The following is a 14,533-nucleotide window of genomic DNA, read 5'->3' as shown; positions in this document are numbered from 1 at the left end:
GGGGTGCACTTGATCTCCTGCAGCGCGAGCACGTCGACGTCCTCGCGCACCAGCCAGTCGACCACGCGGCCTACGCGGGTGCGGATGGAATTGACGTTCCACGTCGCGACACGCATGGATACAGACTAGGGACATGGCATCCCTCCAGGTCGGCTACGCCGCCATGCTCGAGCAGTTCGCCCCGTCCGAGGCGGTCGCGCTCTCGGCGTATGCGGAGGAGAACGGATTCCGCGGGGTCATGGCCGCGGACCACTTCCAGCCCTGGGTGCCGCAGCAGGGCCAGGCCTCATTCGTCTGGAACGTGCTCGCCGCCCTCGGCGAGCGGACGACGGGCGACTTCGGGCCGGGGGTGACCGCACCGACGTTCCGCCAGCACCCGGCGATCGTCGCGCAGGCGTCCGCGACCCTCTCCGAGATGTACCCCGGCCGCCACTGGCTCGGGCTCGGCTCGGGCGAGGCGCTCAACGAGCACGTCGTCGGCGGCTACTGGCCCGAGGCGCCGGAGCGTATCAACCGCATGTTCGAGGCCATCGAGATCATCCAGAAGCTCTTCAAGTCGGGCCTCACCGGCAAGGACGTCAAGCACGACGGCAAGTACTACAAGCTCGAGTCGACGCGGCTCTGGTCCATCGGCGCGGCCGCGCCGGAGATCCTCGTCGCCACCGCGGGGCCCGTGACCGCGAAGCGTGCCGGCAGGACCGTCGACGGGCTCATCACCGTGGGCGCGCCCCTCGAGAAGATCGGCGGGCTGTTCGAGAAGTTCGACGAGGGCCAGCGCGAGGCGGGCAAGGATCCGGCGCTCGCGCCGCGCTTCCTCCAGCTGCATCTCTCGTGGGCGCCGACCGACGAGGAGGCCCTCGCCAACGCGATGCGCGAGTGGCCCAACGGCGGCATGAAGTTCCCCAAGGCCGACATCCGTTCGCCGTACGACTTCGAGCAGATGGCCAAGCTCGTGCGCGCGGAGGACTTCGAGGGCCGCATGGTGATCTCATCCGATCCCGACGTGCACCGCGCCGCCATCCAGCAGTTCGTCGACCTCGGCTTCGACAGGGTCTACCTCCACAACGTGGGCCGCAACCAGCGCGAGTGGATCGACGTCTTCGGCCGCGACGTGCTGCCGAAGCTGCACCGGTAGGGCGCCGGCCGTGGGTGCTTCGCGGGGGGCGGTGAGCGCGTGGGCGCTCGACGGGATCCCCGAGATCGTGCCCGGCGATGCGCTGGCCGCGGTCATCGGCGACGCGCTCGCCGCGTCGGCGGAGGGGGTCGCGGCGGGGGACATCCTCGTCATCACCTCGAAGATCGTCTCCAAGGCCGAGGGCCGCATCGTGCACGCCGGCACCCGCGAGGACGCCATCACGGCCGAGACCGTCCGCGTCGTGGCGACCCGGCCGGGACCGGACGGATCGCTCGTGCGCATCGTCGAGAACCGGCTCGGCATCGTCGGCGCGGCGGCGGGCGTGGACGCCTCGAACACCGCGGCCGGGACGGTGCTGCTCCTGCCCCTCGACCCCGACGCCTCGGCGCGGGCGCTGTGCGCCGCGCTGCGGGCCAGGTTCGGCGTGCCGCTCGGCGTCCTCGTCTCGGACACCCTCGGCCGGGCCTGGCGCATCGGTCAGACCGACATCGCCATCGGTGCGGCGGGGATGGCCGTCGTCGACGACCTGCGCGGCTCCGTCGACTCCGCGGGCCGCGAGCTGCAGGTGACGATCCCGGTCGTCGCCGACGAGATCGCCGGACTCGGCGATCTGGTGAAAGGCAAGGCTTCGGGGCATCCTGTTGCTGTGGTGCGCGGAATGGGACGGCTCGTGACCGCGGAGGTCGACACCCCCGGTGCGCGCGCGCTGCCGCGCACCGGCGAGGCGGACATGTTCCGGCTCGGCACGGACGAGGCGTACGCGGCCGGCTTCGACGACGGCCGGGCAGTCGCCGGAGGCGGCGCATCGCGGCCAGGGCCCGGTTCAAGGCCCGGTTCCGACGCGCACCCTGCGGGTGCCGCTCAGCCGGCGGGCGGGTCGCGATGAGCTGGGTCGTCGTCATCCCGTTCAAGGGCGCTCCCGACGCGAAGAGCCGCCTCGCCGGGGCGTTCGAGGACGATGTCCGGGCACGCCTCGCACTCGGCTTCCTCTTCGACACCATCAGCGCGGCCCGCGAAGTCCCCGACGTCGCCGCCATCCTCGTCGTGAGCAACGAGCCCGGCCTCGACCGGGCGCTCGGCTCGAGCGAATGCGTCGCGCCGCACTCGTCGCTCGCCGGGGTCGAGGTTCTGCCCGACCCGGGCGACGGCCTCAACGCGGCGATCGCGTACGGAATCGACGAGTACCGCTCCGGCCCCCATGCGGCAGGCCACATCGCCGCCCTGCTCGGCGACCTGCCCGGGCTCACCGTGACCGAGCTCGCCGAGGCGCTCGCCCAGGCCGAGGCGCACCCGATGTCCTATGTGCCCGATCGCGCCGGAACCGGCACGACGATGATCACGCTCGCGCCGGGGGTCGATGCGGGGCCGTTGTTCGGGCCGGGCTCGGCGGCCGCGCACGCGGCTGCAGGATTCACCGCGCTCGACATCCCCGACGAGTCGGGGCTGCGCAACGACGTCGACTCAGTCGAGCACCTCGACCACGTCACCCCCGGCCGCTACACGAAGCCTCTGCTGCGCAAAAACTGACGCGTCGAAGCCGGCGTTGCGCTCCCGGAACTCGGCCGCGGTGCCCGGCCAGAGCAGGGTGAGACGACCGTGGTCGGTGTACCAGCTCGCGCACTCGCCCTGCACCCAGACGGTCCGCTCGGCGGCCTCGTCCAGGAGCTCGGTATAGGCGGCCTCCGCCTCGGGGGTGACGTCGAGGACGGAATCCGGATGCCCGCCCAGCCAGTCGAGCGCGCCGAGCACGTAGTCGAGCTGCGCCTCGATGACCTCGATCGACGAGTTGTGGCCGAGGCCGGCGTTGGGCCCGTCGAGCACGAACAGGTTGGGGAAGCCGGTGACGACGGTGGACGCGTGGCTCGTCATGCCGTGCGCCCAGTGGCCGGCGAGCGTGCCGTGGCGGCCGGTGACGCGCGTCGCGAACGGCGGCCTGGTCGTCTCGAAGCCGGTGGCGAGCACGAGGGCGTCGAGGTCGTAGCGGGCACCGGATTCCGCCACCGCGGTGCTGCCGTCGACCGCGGCGAGCGCACTCGGCTCGAGCACGACGCCCGGGCGCTGCAGGGCGGGGAAGTAGTCGTCGGAGAACACCGCGCGCTTGCAGCCGATCTCGTAGTCGGGGGTGAGGGCGGCGCGGAGCGCCGGGTCGGCGACCGAGGAGGCGAGGTGCGCTTCGGCCCGCTCGCGCAGCGCGGCGATCTGCGGCGAGCCTGCGATGCGTGCCGGGAAGAGCGCCTCGGCCTCGTCGAAGAGCGCTTGGCGATAGCCGGGCGAATCGAGTCCGCGCCGCGGCCCGGTGTCGAGACCACGGTGACGCGAGGCCCCGCTGGACCCCCGCGCGAACGCGGCCTGCTCCGCCGGGGTGAAGGCGTGGTCCTGCCGCGGCAGCACCCACGCCGGGTGGCGCTGGAAGACGACGAGCCGGCCCGCGCGGCCCGCGAGCTCGGGCACGAGCTGCACGGCGCTCGCGCCGGTGCCGACGACGCCGACGTGTAAGCCCTCGAGGGATTCGTCCTGCCAGCGCGCCGAATGGAAGGCGCGGCCCGGGAACGCGTCGAGGCCGGGGATGCCGGGCACCTGCGGCTCGCTGAGGCGGCCGACGGCCATGACGAGGACCCGGGCGGTGATCGACCCGCCGGTCGAGTGCACGGTCCAGTTGCCTTCGGACTCGACCCAGGCGGCCTTCACCAGCTCGTCGTGGAACCGGATGTGCCGCAGCAGCCCCTCCTCGCGGGCGGCCTCGCGCAGGTAGTCCTGGATCTCGGCCCCCGGCGCGAAGACCCGCGACCAGTCCGGCTTCGGGCGGAACGAGTACGAGTAGAGATGGGAGGGGATGTCGCAGGCCACGCCCGGGTAGACGTTGTCGCGCCAGGTGCCGCCGACGTCGCCGGCCCGCTCGAGGATGACGAAGTCGTCGAACCCGGCCCGCTTGAGCCGGATGCCCAGGCCGAGCCCCGCGAAGCCGGCTCCGACGATGACGAGTTCAGGCATAGCGCGTCGTCCGTTGCCGGACGGGCCGGCCTGCGGCGGCGGCGATGGCCGCGAACTCGGCGGGCGACACCCGGCCGATCGTGCCGCCGAGGTCATCGGCTCCGGCCTCGAGCAGGGGGAGCGCCGCCTCGATCCCGAGGCGCGGCCAGGTCGCCTGGATGTGGTCGATGGCGCCCGCGAGCATGATGCGCGCCATCGCCGTGACCTCGCGCGCCAGGGCGAGGTCACCGGCGGCCGACGGCGCGGGGAGGGGAATGAACTCGGTGAAGCCGCCGGTCTCGGCCTGAATCGTTCGCAGCACGCCCAGGTGCGCGGCACGATCCGCGCGCGTCTCGCCGGCGCCGAAGACCATCGTCGCGGTCGAGCGCAGGCCCGCCCGGTGCGCGGCGGTGACGATTTCGCGCCAGCCCGCAGCGCGAGGGCGCGTGCCCGGGATCGTGTCGACGCCGGCGTCGATCATCCGCCGCAGGAACTTCGGTACCGAGGTGCCCGTCTCGTCGGCGCCGCGGGCGATGTCCTCAGGGTTGAAGGCGTGCACGTGGATGCCCGGCCGCGCGGCCTTGAGGGCGCGCACCGCAGCGAGCGAGACCTCGGCGCCGAGCGGGGAGAACCCCTGGATGCAGACCTCGGTCGTTGCGCGGTCTCCATCGGCCCGCTCGGCGAGCCACTCGGCCGGCGGAGTCCCCCAATCCCAGTTCTCGTTGACGACGTACGTCACGACCTCGCCGACCCGTTCGGCGCGCACGGCATCCGCCACCCGCGTCACGTCGACGACGTCGACGGCGGCGAGGCCGTCGGCCCCGGCAAGAGCGGTGAGCCGCGATCCGAGGTCGCCCGCGAACCAGTCGGCGCCGGCATCCCGCGCCTCCCGCACATAGTGCGGGTGCGCCGTCAACCGCTCGCGCAGCAGGAATCCGGACTCCGCCGTCAGCCGCGCGAGCTCGTCGAGCTGCGGCCACGGCCGCTCGGGGTTGACGTGGTCGGGGGTGAGCGGCGAGACGCCGCCCCAGTCGTCGATGCCGGCGCGCAGCAGCAGGGCCAGCTCGCCCGGATCGGTGAGGTTCGGCGGAGCCTGCACGCGCAGCCCCGGCCCGAGCAGCACGCGCGTCACGGCGATGGCCGCGGCGTACTCCTCGGTCTCGAGGTCGGGCGCGGCGAGCATCGCGGTCGCAGGCTTGGCGCGGAAGTTCTGCACGATGACCTCCTGCAGATTGCCGTGCCGCTCGGCGATCTCGCGCAGCGCCATGATCGTGTCGACGCGCTCCGGCACCGACTCGCCGATGCCGAGCAGCAGCCCCGAGGTGAACGGGATGGCGAGCCGCCCGGCATCCTCGAGCACCTGCAGCCTCACCGCAGGGTCTTTGTCCGGCGAACCGAAGTGCGCCTCGCCGCGGTCCTCGTAGAGCCGCCGCGAGGTGGTCTCGAGCATCATGCCCATCGACGGTCCGACCGGCTTCAACGCCGCGAGCTCGTCGTAGGACATGACCCCCGGGTTGAGATGCGGCAGCAGGCCGGTCTCGGCGAGGATGCGACGGGCCATGTCGCCGACGTACTCGAGGGTCGACGCGTAGCCGCGCTCGGCGAGCCACTCGCGGGCGATCGGCCAGCGGTCCTCCGGGCGGTCGCCGAGGGTGAGCAGCGCCTCCTTGCAGCCGAGCGCCGCGCCCTCGCGGGCGATGCGCAGCACCTCGTCGGGCTCCAGGAACGGCGAGATGCCCGCCGCGGCCAGCTTTCCCGGGGATTGCACGAACACGCAGTAGTGGCAGCGGTCCCGGCACAGGTGGGTGAGGGGCAGGAAGACCTTGCGCGAGTAGGTGATGACGCCCGGCCGGCCGGCGTCGAGCAATCCGTTGTCGCGGATGCGGCCCGCGACGGCCAGCAGCCGGTCGAGGTCGGCACCGCGCGCGTCGAGCAGCGCCTCGGCGGCCTCGCGCGTCACCGCCGCGCCGGAAGCCCCCGCCTCGATGCTCGCCAGCGCGTCGTCGAGCCCGGCCGGGCGCGCGGGTGCGGCGGCGGGGGTGCGAAGCAGGAGCGGAACGGCCATAGCGATGCCTCGGGGTCGAAGAGTTCACGACATTGCCGGGGTCCCGCGGCCAGTACGTCCGCGTTGCCTCGACGGCCCAAGTCCAGGCCGGAGCTACGCAATCACCCTACGTCCGATTGCGCGGTCCGCTGGTGGCGCCGGAACGAGAGGCCGCTTTCCGGCACTACTGGCGACCCGCGGCGTCGAGTGCGGCGCCGGCGAGTGCGGTCGACGTCGCGGCATCTCGCATCCAGAGGGGCACGGCGGCCGAGCGGATGCCGAGGGCGTGGACCTGCGGTACAGCGGCGGCGTCCTCCTCGGCGACGAGCCAGGCGTCGAGCACTCCGCCCGTCGAGCGCGCGCCGTAATGCCCGGCGACGCCGAGCGCCGAGGTCTCGACGCCGATGGCGGCGAGGCAGGAATCCGCCATGCCGCGCACCGCGGCCCCGGCGATGATCGGCGAGACGCCGACGATCGGCGCCGGCGCCGCCGCCAGCGCCTCGCGCATGCCCGGCACGCCGAGGATCGTCCCGATCGACACCACGGGATTCGACGGCGCGAGGAGCACGAGGTCGGCTGCGGCGACCGCCGCGAGCACCTCGGGCGTCGGGCGGGCCGATTCGACGCCGACCTGGACGAACTCCCGGGCGGGGATCCCGGCGCGCAACCGGACCCACCACTCCTCGAAGTGCAGGAGGGCGTCGTCGCCGTCGATCGTCACCCGCACGTGGGTCTCGACCGGATCGTCGCTCATGGGCAGGAGCGTCGCCGGAAGCCCGGCCCCGGCGTGCCAGCGCGCCCCCAGCCGAGCCGTCGCCTCGGTCAGGGTCAGCCCATCGCGCAGCAGCGCGGTGCGCGCGATATGCGTGCCGAGGTCGAGGTCGCCGAGCGTGAACCACGGCCAGCCGACGCCGTACGCCGCGAGCTCGCCCGAGACCCGTGACGATTCGCCGGCGCGCCCCCAGCCGCGCTCGGCATCGTTGACCCCGGCGAGCGCGTACATGATCGAGTCGAGGTCGGGGCAGACGCGCAGTCCGGTGAGCCACATGTCGTCGCCGGTGTTGACGATCACCTTCACCGCGGGGCGGTCCGACGCATCGGGATGGCGCCGGGCCAGCTCGCCCACCAGCCCGCCGACGAACTTCGCCCCGCCGACCCCGCCGGCCAGCACCACGATGCTCTGCACAACGAGCCAGCCTAACGAGGCGCGCTCAGCGTTCCGCCACGTCGGCGAGGGCGGCGATGTGCGAGGCGTCGAGCGCGGCCCCGCCGACGCTGAGGCGCACGGCGGCGGGCCCGCCGCCGAGGTGGAAGGCGGCCCCCGCGGCGACGCGGATTCCGGCTGCGGCGAGCTTCACGACCGCATCGCGCTCGTCGGTGACTGGAAGCCACGCGTTGATGCCATCGGCGGGCGCGATCCGCACTCCGTGCTCGGCGAGCGCCTCGCGCAGCGCGCGCTGCCGCTCGGCGTAGAGGTCGCGCGCCCGCGCGACCTGTGCGATCGAATCCGGATCGGTGAGCAGGTCGTAGAGGATCGTCTGCAGCAGCCGCGACGTCCAGCCCGGCCCGAGGATGCGCCGCGCGATGAGCCGCTCGACGATCGGGCGCGGACCGCCGACTGCCGCGATGCGCAGGTCCGGTCCGTGCGACTTCGAGAAGCTGCGCACGTGGACGACCTGCCCGGGCAGCCATGTCGCGAGCGTGACGTCGGCGGCGATGGAGATGAGGCCTGAGTGATCGTCCTCGATGACGACGAGTCGGGCGCCGTTGCGGTGCGCGCGGATGACGGCGGCAAGCGCCTCCGCGCGCTCCGCGGTGAGCGAGGCGCCGGTCGGGTTGTGCGCGCGGGGCTGGATGACGATGGCGGAGAGCCCGCGGCTCAGTGCCGCCGAGAGGGAGGCGGGCAGGACGCCGTTCTCGTCGAGCTCGAGCGGGACGCGCTCGATGCCGTGGACGTCGAGGAGGTCGAACAGCGGAGGGAACCCCGGGCTCTCGACGGCGATGCGGTCGCCGAAGCGCGCGATCTCGTCGAGCAGGCGCGACAGTGCGTCGAGCGCGCCGTCGACGACCGTGAGCGCCTCGGGCGCGACCGGCCAGGATTCCCGCAGCAGCGCGTCGAGCTCGGGGATGACCGGCGGCAGCTGATAGCTGTCGGTGTCGGCGTGCTGCGGCATCCGGGCGATCGTCGCATCGAGCGAGGGCAGCAGCGCGGGGTCGGGGGTGCCCCGCGAGAGGTCGATGGCGGAGGGCCCTCCGTAGCCGGCGAGCTGCTGCATGCTGCGCGGCAGCCAGTTCGAGGACTGCTGCCTGACGAAGCTGCCGGCGCGCCCGCGCGAGACGATCATGCCGGCGCCGGAGAGCGCCTGCCAGGCATGGCTCACCGTCGCGGGCGAGACGCCGAGCGCGGCGGCGAGCGCGCGCACCGTCGGCAGGCGTTCGCCGGGTTCGAGGGTGCCGGCCGTGATCTGGCGCGCGATCTCGGCCGCGATGCCCTGCGGCGTCGCATCGTCGATGATCTCGGCGAGATCGGTCATGCCACCTGTAACCACTGCGCAATCCGCGGAAACGATCGAGAAATGTTTACGGCAAATGATAACAAAACCGAGAGGAAAAGAGGTCCCGCCTATGACCATCGTCAGAGCAGCCATCAGCCAGACCACGTGGACGGGCGACACGGCGTCCATGCTCGACAAGCACGAGGGCTTCGCGCGGGATGCCGCGGCGCAGGGCGCCCAGGTGGTCTGCTTCCAGGAGCTCTTCTACGGGCCCTACTTCGGCATCACCCAGGACCAGAAGTACTACCGCTACGCGGAATCCGCCGACGGCCCCATCGTGCAGCGCTTCGCCGCCCTCGCGAAGGAGCTCGGGCTCGTCGCCGTGCTGCCCATCTACGAGGAGGCGCAGACCGGCGTCTACTACAACACCTCCGTGCTCGTCGACGCCGACGGAACCATCCTCGGCAAGTACCGCAAGAACCACATCCCGCACACCCCGAAGTTCTGGGAGAAGTTCTACTTCCGGCCCGGCAACCTCGGCTACCCGGTGTTCGAGACCGCCGTCGGCAAGGTCGGCATGTACATCTGCTACGACCGCCACTTCCCCGAAGGGTGGCGTGCCCTCGGCCTGAACGGGGCCGACATGGTCTTCAACCCCAATGCCACCAAGCCGGGCCTCTCCAATCGCCTCTGGGAGATCGAGCAGCCGGCGGCGGCCGTCGCCAACGGCTACTTCGTGCTCGCGCCGAACCGGGTCGGCCTCGAGGACAACGAGTACGGCGAGGAGGCGGTGTTCTTCTACGGCACCAGCCAGGTCGTCGACCCCCGCGGCAATCACGTCGGCGCGCTCGGCTCGAGCGAGCACGAGGAGCTGCTCGTGCGCGACCTCGACCTCGACCTCGTGCGCGAGATGCGCGACGACTGGCAGTTCTACCGCGACCGGCGCCCCGACACCTACGGCGACCTCGTCGCGCCGTAGCCGGCGCCGCACCGCCGAGATCCTTTCCCCGACACCTCACCCCCGGAGGCCCAGTTGCCCACCACCCTCATCACCGGCGGCACCGTCGTCTCGACGACCGGCCGCGCCGCCGCCGACGTCCTCATCGACGGCGAGACCGTCGTCGCCGTGCTCCAGCCGGGCTCCGAACTGCTCGGCGCCGACCTCGCTTCGGGCGCCGACACCGTCATCGATGCCACCGGCAAGTACCTCTTCCCCGGCGGCATCGACGCGCACACCCACATGGAGATGCCCTTCGGCGGCAGTTTCGCCTCCGACACCTTCGAGACGGGCACCCGGGCTGCGGCGTTCGGCGGCACGACGACGATCATCGACTTCGTCACCCAGTATCCCGACCAGAACGTGCTCGACCAGTACCACCTCTGGCACGAGAAGGCCGCGGGCAACTGCGCGATCGACTACGGCTTCCACCAGATCCTCTCCGACGTGCAGGATTCCTCCCTCACCGCCATGGACGAGCTCGTCGCGGAGGGCGTGACGAGCTTCAAGCTCTTCATGGCCTACAAGGGCGTGTTCCTCAGCGACGACGGTCAGATCTTCCGCGCCTTCCAGAAGGGCGCCGAGAACGGCGCGCTCATGATGATGCACGCCGAGAACGGCTCCGTCATCGACGTGCTCGTCCAGCAGGCGCTCGCCGCCGGCCACACCGATCCCCTCTACCACGGCCTCACCCGGCCCTGGCAGATGGAGGAGGAGGCGACCCACCGCGCCATCATGATCGCGAACGTCGCGGGCGCCCCGCTGTACTTCGTGCACGTCAGTGCCAAGCAGGCGGTCGAGCAGATCGCCGCCGCGCGCGACCGCGGCCAGAACGTCTTCGGCGAGACCTGCCCGCAGTACCTCTACCTCAACCTCGAGGATCAGCTCGGGGCGCCCGGCTTCGAGGGCGCGAAGTGGGTGGCGTCGCCGCCGCTGCGCTCCAAGCACGAGGGCCACCTCGAGGCGATGTGGCAGGCGCTGCGCAGCAACGACCTGCAGCTCGTCTCGACCGATCACTGCCCGTTCTGCATGAAGGATCAGAAGGAGCTCGGCCTCGGCAACTTCGCGAAGATCCCCAACGGCATCGGCACGGTCGAGCACCGCGTCGACCTGCTCTACCAGGCGGTCGCCACCGGCAGGATCAGCCTTGAGCGCTTCGTCGAGATCACCTCCACGACCCCGGCGCGCATGTTCGGCCTCTACGGCCGCAAGGGCGTCATCCAGCCCGGCGCGGATGCCGACATCGTCGTCTACGACCCGGCCGGCCACACCACGATCTCCGCGGCGACCCACCACATGAACCTGGACTACTCGGCGTGGGAGGGCTTCGAGATCGACGGGGCCGTCGCCACCGTGCTCTCGCGCGGCAAGGTCATCGTCGACGGCGGCCAGTACCTGGGCCGCAAGGGCGACGGCGTGTTCCTCAAGCGCGGCCTCAGTCAGTACCTGGTGTAACCGATGGACTTCGGCATCGTTCTTCAGACCGACCCGCCCGCCAGCCGCGTCGTCCATCTCGCGCAGCTCGCCGAGCAGTACGGGTTCTCCACGGCGTGGACCTTCGACTCCCACCTGCTCTGGGAGGAGCCGTACGTCATCCACAGCCAGATCCTCGCGACGACCCACCGCATCAAGGTCGGCCCGTTCGTGACGAATCCGGCCACCCGCGACTGGACGCTCACGGCATCCGTCTTCGCGACGCTCAACGAGATGTACGGCAACCGCACCATCTGCGGCATCGGCCGCGGCGACTCGGCCGTCCGGGTCACGAACGGCCGGCCCGCGTCGCTCGCAACGCTGCGCGAGTCCATCCACGTCATCCGCGAGCTCGCCAACAGCCGCTCCGTCGAGTACAACGGCTCGACGCTGCGCTTCCCGTGGAGCGAGGGCTCCGAGCTCGAGGTGTGGGTCGCGGCGTACGGGCCGCAGGCGCTCAAGCTCGCCGGCGAGGTCGGCGACGGGTTCATCCTGCAGCTCGCCGACCTCGATGTCGCCGAGTGGATGATCGGCGCGGTGCGCCAGGCGGCGGCCGACGCCGGGCGCGACCCTGCAGCGGTGAAGATCTGCGTCGCGGCGCCGATGTACATCGGCACCGACGTCGAGCACATGCGCGACCAGACCCGCTGGTTCGGCGGGATGGTCGGCAACCATGTCGCCGACATCGTCACCCGCTACGGCGACCAGGGCGGTGCCGTGCCGCGCGCCCTCACCGACTACATCGCCGGCCGGGAAGGCTACGACTACAACCAGCACGGCCGCGCCGGCAACGCGCATGCGGCGTTCGTGCCCGATGAGATCGTCGACAGGTTCTGCGTGCTCGGCACCGCCGAGCAGCACGTCGAGAAGCTCCTGGCTCTCAAGGCCCTCGGCGTCGACCAGTTCGCCGGCTACCTCCAGCACGACAACAAGGAGGAAACGCTGCGGGTCTACGGCGAGACCGTCATCCCCGCGGTATCCGCCCGTCAGGCTGCGAAGGTCTGAGATGACCCGTCGCGTGCTGCTCGCCTTCGCCGGGGTGCTGCTGCTCGGCGCGGTCTGGGAGCTCTACAAGGACCTCGGCCCCGCGACCGGCGTCAAGGTCGGCGAGCTCGCGATCCTGCCGCGCACGACCGATCTCGCGATGCCGCACCTCTGGACCATCCTCGACCGCCTCGGACAGCCGGTGTCGTCGCTGCCCGGCTCGCTGCCGCTCGTCGTCGCGGTCCTCCAGGCGTGCCTCGTCACCCTCGGCATCGCGGGTGCCGGCTGGGGACTCGGCGTGGTCTTCGGATTCCTCCTCGCGCTGCTCATGCAGGCGGTATCGCTCGCCGAGCGGGCCGTGCTGCCCTTCGTCATCCTCAGCCAGACGGTGCCCGTCATCGCCCTCGCCCCGCTCGTCGTCGGCTGGGGCGCTCAGCTGCCCGCCTGGCAGGAGTGGATGTCCGTCTCGCTCATCGCCGCCTACCTCGCCTTCTGCCCCATCGCGGTCGGCGTGCTGCGCGGGCTGAAATCCGCGGAGGCGACGCAGCTCGAGCTGCTGCACAGCTATGCCGCTGGCTGGTGGAGCACGCTCACCCGGCTGCGGCTGCCGGCGAGCGTCGCCTACCTGCTCCCCGCGCTCCGGCTCGGCGCCTCGAGCGCCGTCGTCGGCGCGGTCGTGGGCGAGGTGTCGACGGGCACCGAGGGCGGCATCGGGCGCGCGATCGTCGAATACGCCCAGGCTTCCGGCGGCGATCCGGCGAAGCCGTGGGCGGCGATCCTCGGCGCCGTCGCCATCGGATTGGTCGCCGTGGGCGTCGTCGCCCTTCTCGGCATCGCGCTGAGACGCTTCCGGAGATGGGAGGTCGCCGCGTGAGCGATGCGGTCGCGATCGCCGGTGTGACCCGTACCTTCGCCACCGGCCGGGGGCCGGCGGTGACGGCGCTGCAGGATGTCTCGCTCACGGTCGCGCCCGGCGAGTTCGTCTCCCTCATCGGCCCCAGCGGTTGTGGCAAGAGCACCCTGCTACGACTCATCGCCGACCTCGACCAGCCCACTTCCGGCATCGTCTCGGTGTTCGGCAAGAGCGCCCGGCAGGCGCGGCTCGACCAGGACTACGGCATCGCCTTCCAGCAGGCGGGCCTGCTGCCGTGGCGCACGGTCGCGGCGAACGTCGAGCTGCCGCTCGACCTGCACCGGGTGCCGGCGGCCGAGCGCAGGGCGCGCGTCGCCGAGCTGCTCGACTTCGTGGGCCTTGCCGACTTCGCCGGCAGCTACCCCGACCAGCTCTCCGGCGGGATGCAGCAGCGCGTCGCCATCGCTCGTGCATTCGCCGAGAAGCCCAGCCTGCTTCTCATGGACGAGCCCTTCGGCGCACTCGACGAGATGACCCGCGAGCGGATGCAGACCGAGCTGGTCCGCCTGTCGGCCGAGACCGGCGCGGCCGTCGTGTTCGTCACGCACTCGATTCCCGAGGCGGTGTTCCTCTCCGACCGCGTCGTCGTCATGAGCCCGCGCCCGGGACGCATCCGCGAAATAGTGCCGATCGGTCTCGGCCCGGGTCGGGAACGCGGCGAGGCGCTGCGTGAGAATCCGGCCTTCTACGCGGCCGTGACCGCCGTGCGCGAGGCGCTGCACGGCGATGGGGCCGTCCCGGTGGGGGTGGAGAACCGATGAGGGCCAGGATCGCCTCGCCCCTCGCCGTCGCCTGGCCGCCGGTGGCGCTCGCCGTCGTCGCCGTCGCGATCTGGCAAGGCGTCGTGGTGCTCGGCAAGGTCCCGGAGTTCCTCCTGCCGGCCCCCGGCGCCATCCTCGGCGACCTCCTCGCGCACCCCGGCCTCATCGGGAGCGCGACGCTCGTGACGGGCCTGAACGGCCTCGTCGGCCTCGTCGTCGGGGCCGTCGTCGCCGTCGTGCTCGCCGCGGTCGCCGCCGCGGTGCGCTTCTTCGACCGCATGAGCGCGCCGATCGTCGCGGCCGTCGCCGTCGTGCCCATCGTCTCGCTCGCACCGGTCTGCTACACGATGTTCGGTGCGGCATCCCAGCAGCCCCGGCAGTACATCGCCGCCGTCGCGGCCTTCGCCCCCGTCTTCCTCACCACGCTTCGCGGCCTGCGCCAGGTGCGCCCGGTGCACCGCGACCTCATGACCGCGTATGCGGCGTCCGGCTGGCAGGCGACCCGAACGGTCACCCTGCCGGGCGCGCTGCCCTATCTCTTCTCAGGGCTCAACGTCGCATCCTCCCTCGCGGTGATCTCCGCCCTGGTGACCGAGTACTTCGGCGGCCCCAGGGATGGACTCGGCTCGCTCATCACGTCCGCGGCTGCCACGAGCAACTACGCGACGGCATGGGCGTACGTCTTCGGCGCAATCGTCCTGGGCCTCGTGTTCTACCTGGTGACGCTTGCACTGGAGTGGTTCGCCTCCCGGCGAGCCTGA

14 protein-coding genes are annotated in these 14,533 nt (G+C 71.9%); 9 read left to right on the top strand and 5 right to left on the bottom strand.

The window, feature by feature from the left end; translation table 11 throughout:
• Positions 1-116, bottom strand: a 116-nt coding sequence (locus tag M7D61_RS06505) for an endonuclease/exonuclease/phosphatase family protein (RefSeq protein ID WP_298228757.1), incomplete at its 3' end; no start/stop codon positions are given.
• A gap of 17 nt (positions 117-133) precedes the next feature.
• Between M7D61_RS06505 and M7D61_RS06500 the strand changes: the two genes are divergently transcribed.
• The 3 genes from M7D61_RS06500 to cofC are packed head-to-tail and all read left to right on the top strand — an operon-like array spanning position 134 to position 2,662.
• Positions 134-1,135, top strand: coding sequence for a TIGR03557 family F420-dependent LLM class oxidoreductase (locus tag M7D61_RS06500; protein ID WP_298228756.1), 1,002 nt, complete (start codon positions 134-136; stop codon positions 1,133-1,135).
• 10 nt (positions 1,136-1,145) lie between these two features.
• The gene (gene cofE, locus M7D61_RS06495) at positions 1,146-2,021 is read left to right on the top strand and encodes a coenzyme F420-0:L-glutamate ligase (RefSeq protein WP_298228754.1); all 876 of its coding nucleotides are present in this window, start codon (positions 1,146-1,148) and stop codon (positions 2,019-2,021) included.
• Positions 2,018-2,662 (top strand): 2-phospho-L-lactate guanylyltransferase, encoded by a 645-nt coding sequence (gene cofC, locus M7D61_RS06490; RefSeq protein WP_298228752.1) that lies wholly within the window; start codon positions 2,018-2,020, stop codon positions 2,660-2,662. Before cofE ends, cofC begins: the two co-directional genes overlap by 4 nt.
• Here the strand turns inward: cofC and M7D61_RS06485 are convergent.
• The 4 genes from M7D61_RS06485 to M7D61_RS06470 form a co-directional block, all read right to left on the bottom strand.
• Positions 2,597-4,126 carry an NAD(P)/FAD-dependent oxidoreductase gene (locus tag M7D61_RS06485; protein WP_298228750.1) on the bottom strand — a complete coding sequence of 510 codons (1,530 nt, stop codon included), beginning with the start codon at positions 4,124-4,126 and terminating at the stop codon, positions 2,597-2,599. The two genes, cofC and M7D61_RS06485, sit on opposite strands and share 66 nt — an antisense overlap.
• Positions 4,119-6,170, bottom strand: a complete 2,052-nt coding sequence (gene cofG, locus M7D61_RS06480) for a 7,8-didemethyl-8-hydroxy-5-deazariboflavin synthase CofG (RefSeq protein WP_298228748.1) — start codon at positions 6,168-6,170, stop codon at positions 4,119-4,121. The genes M7D61_RS06485 and cofG overlap by 8 nt, the downstream gene beginning before the upstream one ends.
• A 163-nt stretch (positions 6,171-6,333) precedes the next feature.
• On the bottom strand, positions 6,334-7,335 hold the full coding sequence (gene cofD / locus M7D61_RS06475; RefSeq protein WP_298228747.1) for a 2-phospho-L-lactate transferase: 1,002 nt from the start codon (positions 7,333-7,335) through the stop codon (positions 6,334-6,336).
• Between the two features lie 25 nt (positions 7,336-7,360).
• Positions 7,361-8,683, bottom strand: a complete 1,323-nt coding sequence (locus tag M7D61_RS06470) for an aminotransferase class I/II-fold pyridoxal phosphate-dependent enzyme (protein WP_298228745.1) — start codon at positions 8,681-8,683, stop codon at positions 7,361-7,363.
• Positions 8,684-8,774: 91 nt separating this feature from the next.
• On the opposite strand from M7D61_RS06470, the gene M7D61_RS06465 reads away from it, so the two are divergent.
• The 6 genes from M7D61_RS06465 to M7D61_RS06440 are packed head-to-tail and all read left to right on the top strand — an operon-like array spanning position 8,775 to position 14,533.
• The gene (locus M7D61_RS06465; RefSeq protein WP_298228743.1) at positions 8,775-9,623 is read left to right on the top strand and encodes a nitrilase-related carbon-nitrogen hydrolase; all 849 of its coding nucleotides are present in this window, start codon (positions 8,775-8,777) and stop codon (positions 9,621-9,623) included.
• A 54-nt stretch (positions 9,624-9,677) separates the two neighbouring features.
• Positions 9,678-11,096, top strand: a complete 1,419-nt coding sequence (hydA, locus tag M7D61_RS06460; RefSeq protein ID WP_298228741.1) for a dihydropyrimidinase — start codon at positions 9,678-9,680, stop codon at positions 11,094-11,096.
• A 3-nt stretch (positions 11,097-11,099) separates the two neighbouring features.
• Positions 11,100-12,119: a TIGR03842 family LLM class F420-dependent oxidoreductase gene (locus M7D61_RS06455; RefSeq protein ID WP_298228739.1), complete on the top strand. Its 1,020-nt coding sequence runs from the start codon at positions 11,100-11,102 to the stop codon at positions 12,117-12,119.
• 1 nt (position 12,120) lies between these two features.
• Positions 12,121-12,972: an ABC transporter permease subunit gene (locus tag M7D61_RS06450; protein ID WP_298228737.1), complete on the top strand. Its 852-nt coding sequence runs from the start codon at positions 12,121-12,123 to the stop codon at positions 12,970-12,972.
• Positions 12,969-13,772, top strand: coding sequence for an ABC transporter ATP-binding protein (locus tag M7D61_RS06445; RefSeq protein WP_298228736.1), 804 nt, complete (start codon positions 12,969-12,971; stop codon positions 13,770-13,772). Before M7D61_RS06450 ends, M7D61_RS06445 begins: the two co-directional genes overlap by 4 nt.
• Positions 13,769-14,533, top strand: coding sequence for an ABC transporter permease subunit (locus M7D61_RS06440; protein WP_298228734.1), 765 nt, complete (start codon positions 13,769-13,771; stop codon positions 14,531-14,533). Before M7D61_RS06445 ends, M7D61_RS06440 begins: the two co-directional genes overlap by 4 nt.

It is taken from the genome of Gryllotalpicola sp., from assembly GCF_027352875.1.
GTDB lineage: Bacteria > Actinomycetota > Actinomycetes > Actinomycetales > Microbacteriaceae > Gryllotalpicola.
This window is presented reverse-complemented; position numbering and strand designations above follow the sequence as displayed.

Bases quoted from the DNA above. Each gene is read 5' to 3' on its own strand.
- M7D61_RS06500 (WP_298228756.1), top strand. From the start codon at position 134: ATGGCATCCCTCCAGGTCGGCTACGCCGCCATGCTCGAGCAGTTCGCC.
- cofC (WP_298228752.1), top strand. From the start codon at position 2,018: ATGAGCTGGGTCGTCGTCATCCCGTTCAAGGGCGCTCCCGACGCGAAG.
- M7D61_RS06485 (WP_298228750.1), bottom strand. From the start codon at position 4,126: ATGCCTGAACTCGTCATCGTCGGAGCCGGCTTCGCGGGGCTCGGCCTG.
- cofG (WP_298228748.1), bottom strand. From the start codon at position 6,170: ATGGCCGTTCCGCTCCTGCTTCGCACCCCCGCCGCCGCACCCGCGCGC.
- M7D61_RS06470 (WP_298228745.1), bottom strand. From the start codon at position 8,683: ATGACCGATCTCGCCGAGATCATCGACGATGCGACGCCGCAGGGCATC.
- M7D61_RS06465 (WP_298228743.1), top strand. From the start codon at position 8,775: ATGACCATCGTCAGAGCAGCCATCAGCCAGACCACGTGGACGGGCGAC.
- M7D61_RS06455 (WP_298228739.1), top strand. From the start codon at position 11,100: ATGGACTTCGGCATCGTTCTTCAGACCGACCCGCCCGCCAGCCGCGTC.
- M7D61_RS06450 (WP_298228737.1), top strand. From the start codon at position 12,121: ATGACCCGTCGCGTGCTGCTCGCCTTCGCCGGGGTGCTGCTGCTCGGC.
- M7D61_RS06440 (WP_298228734.1), top strand. From the start codon at position 13,769: ATGAGGGCCAGGATCGCCTCGCCCCTCGCCGTCGCCTGGCCGCCGGTG.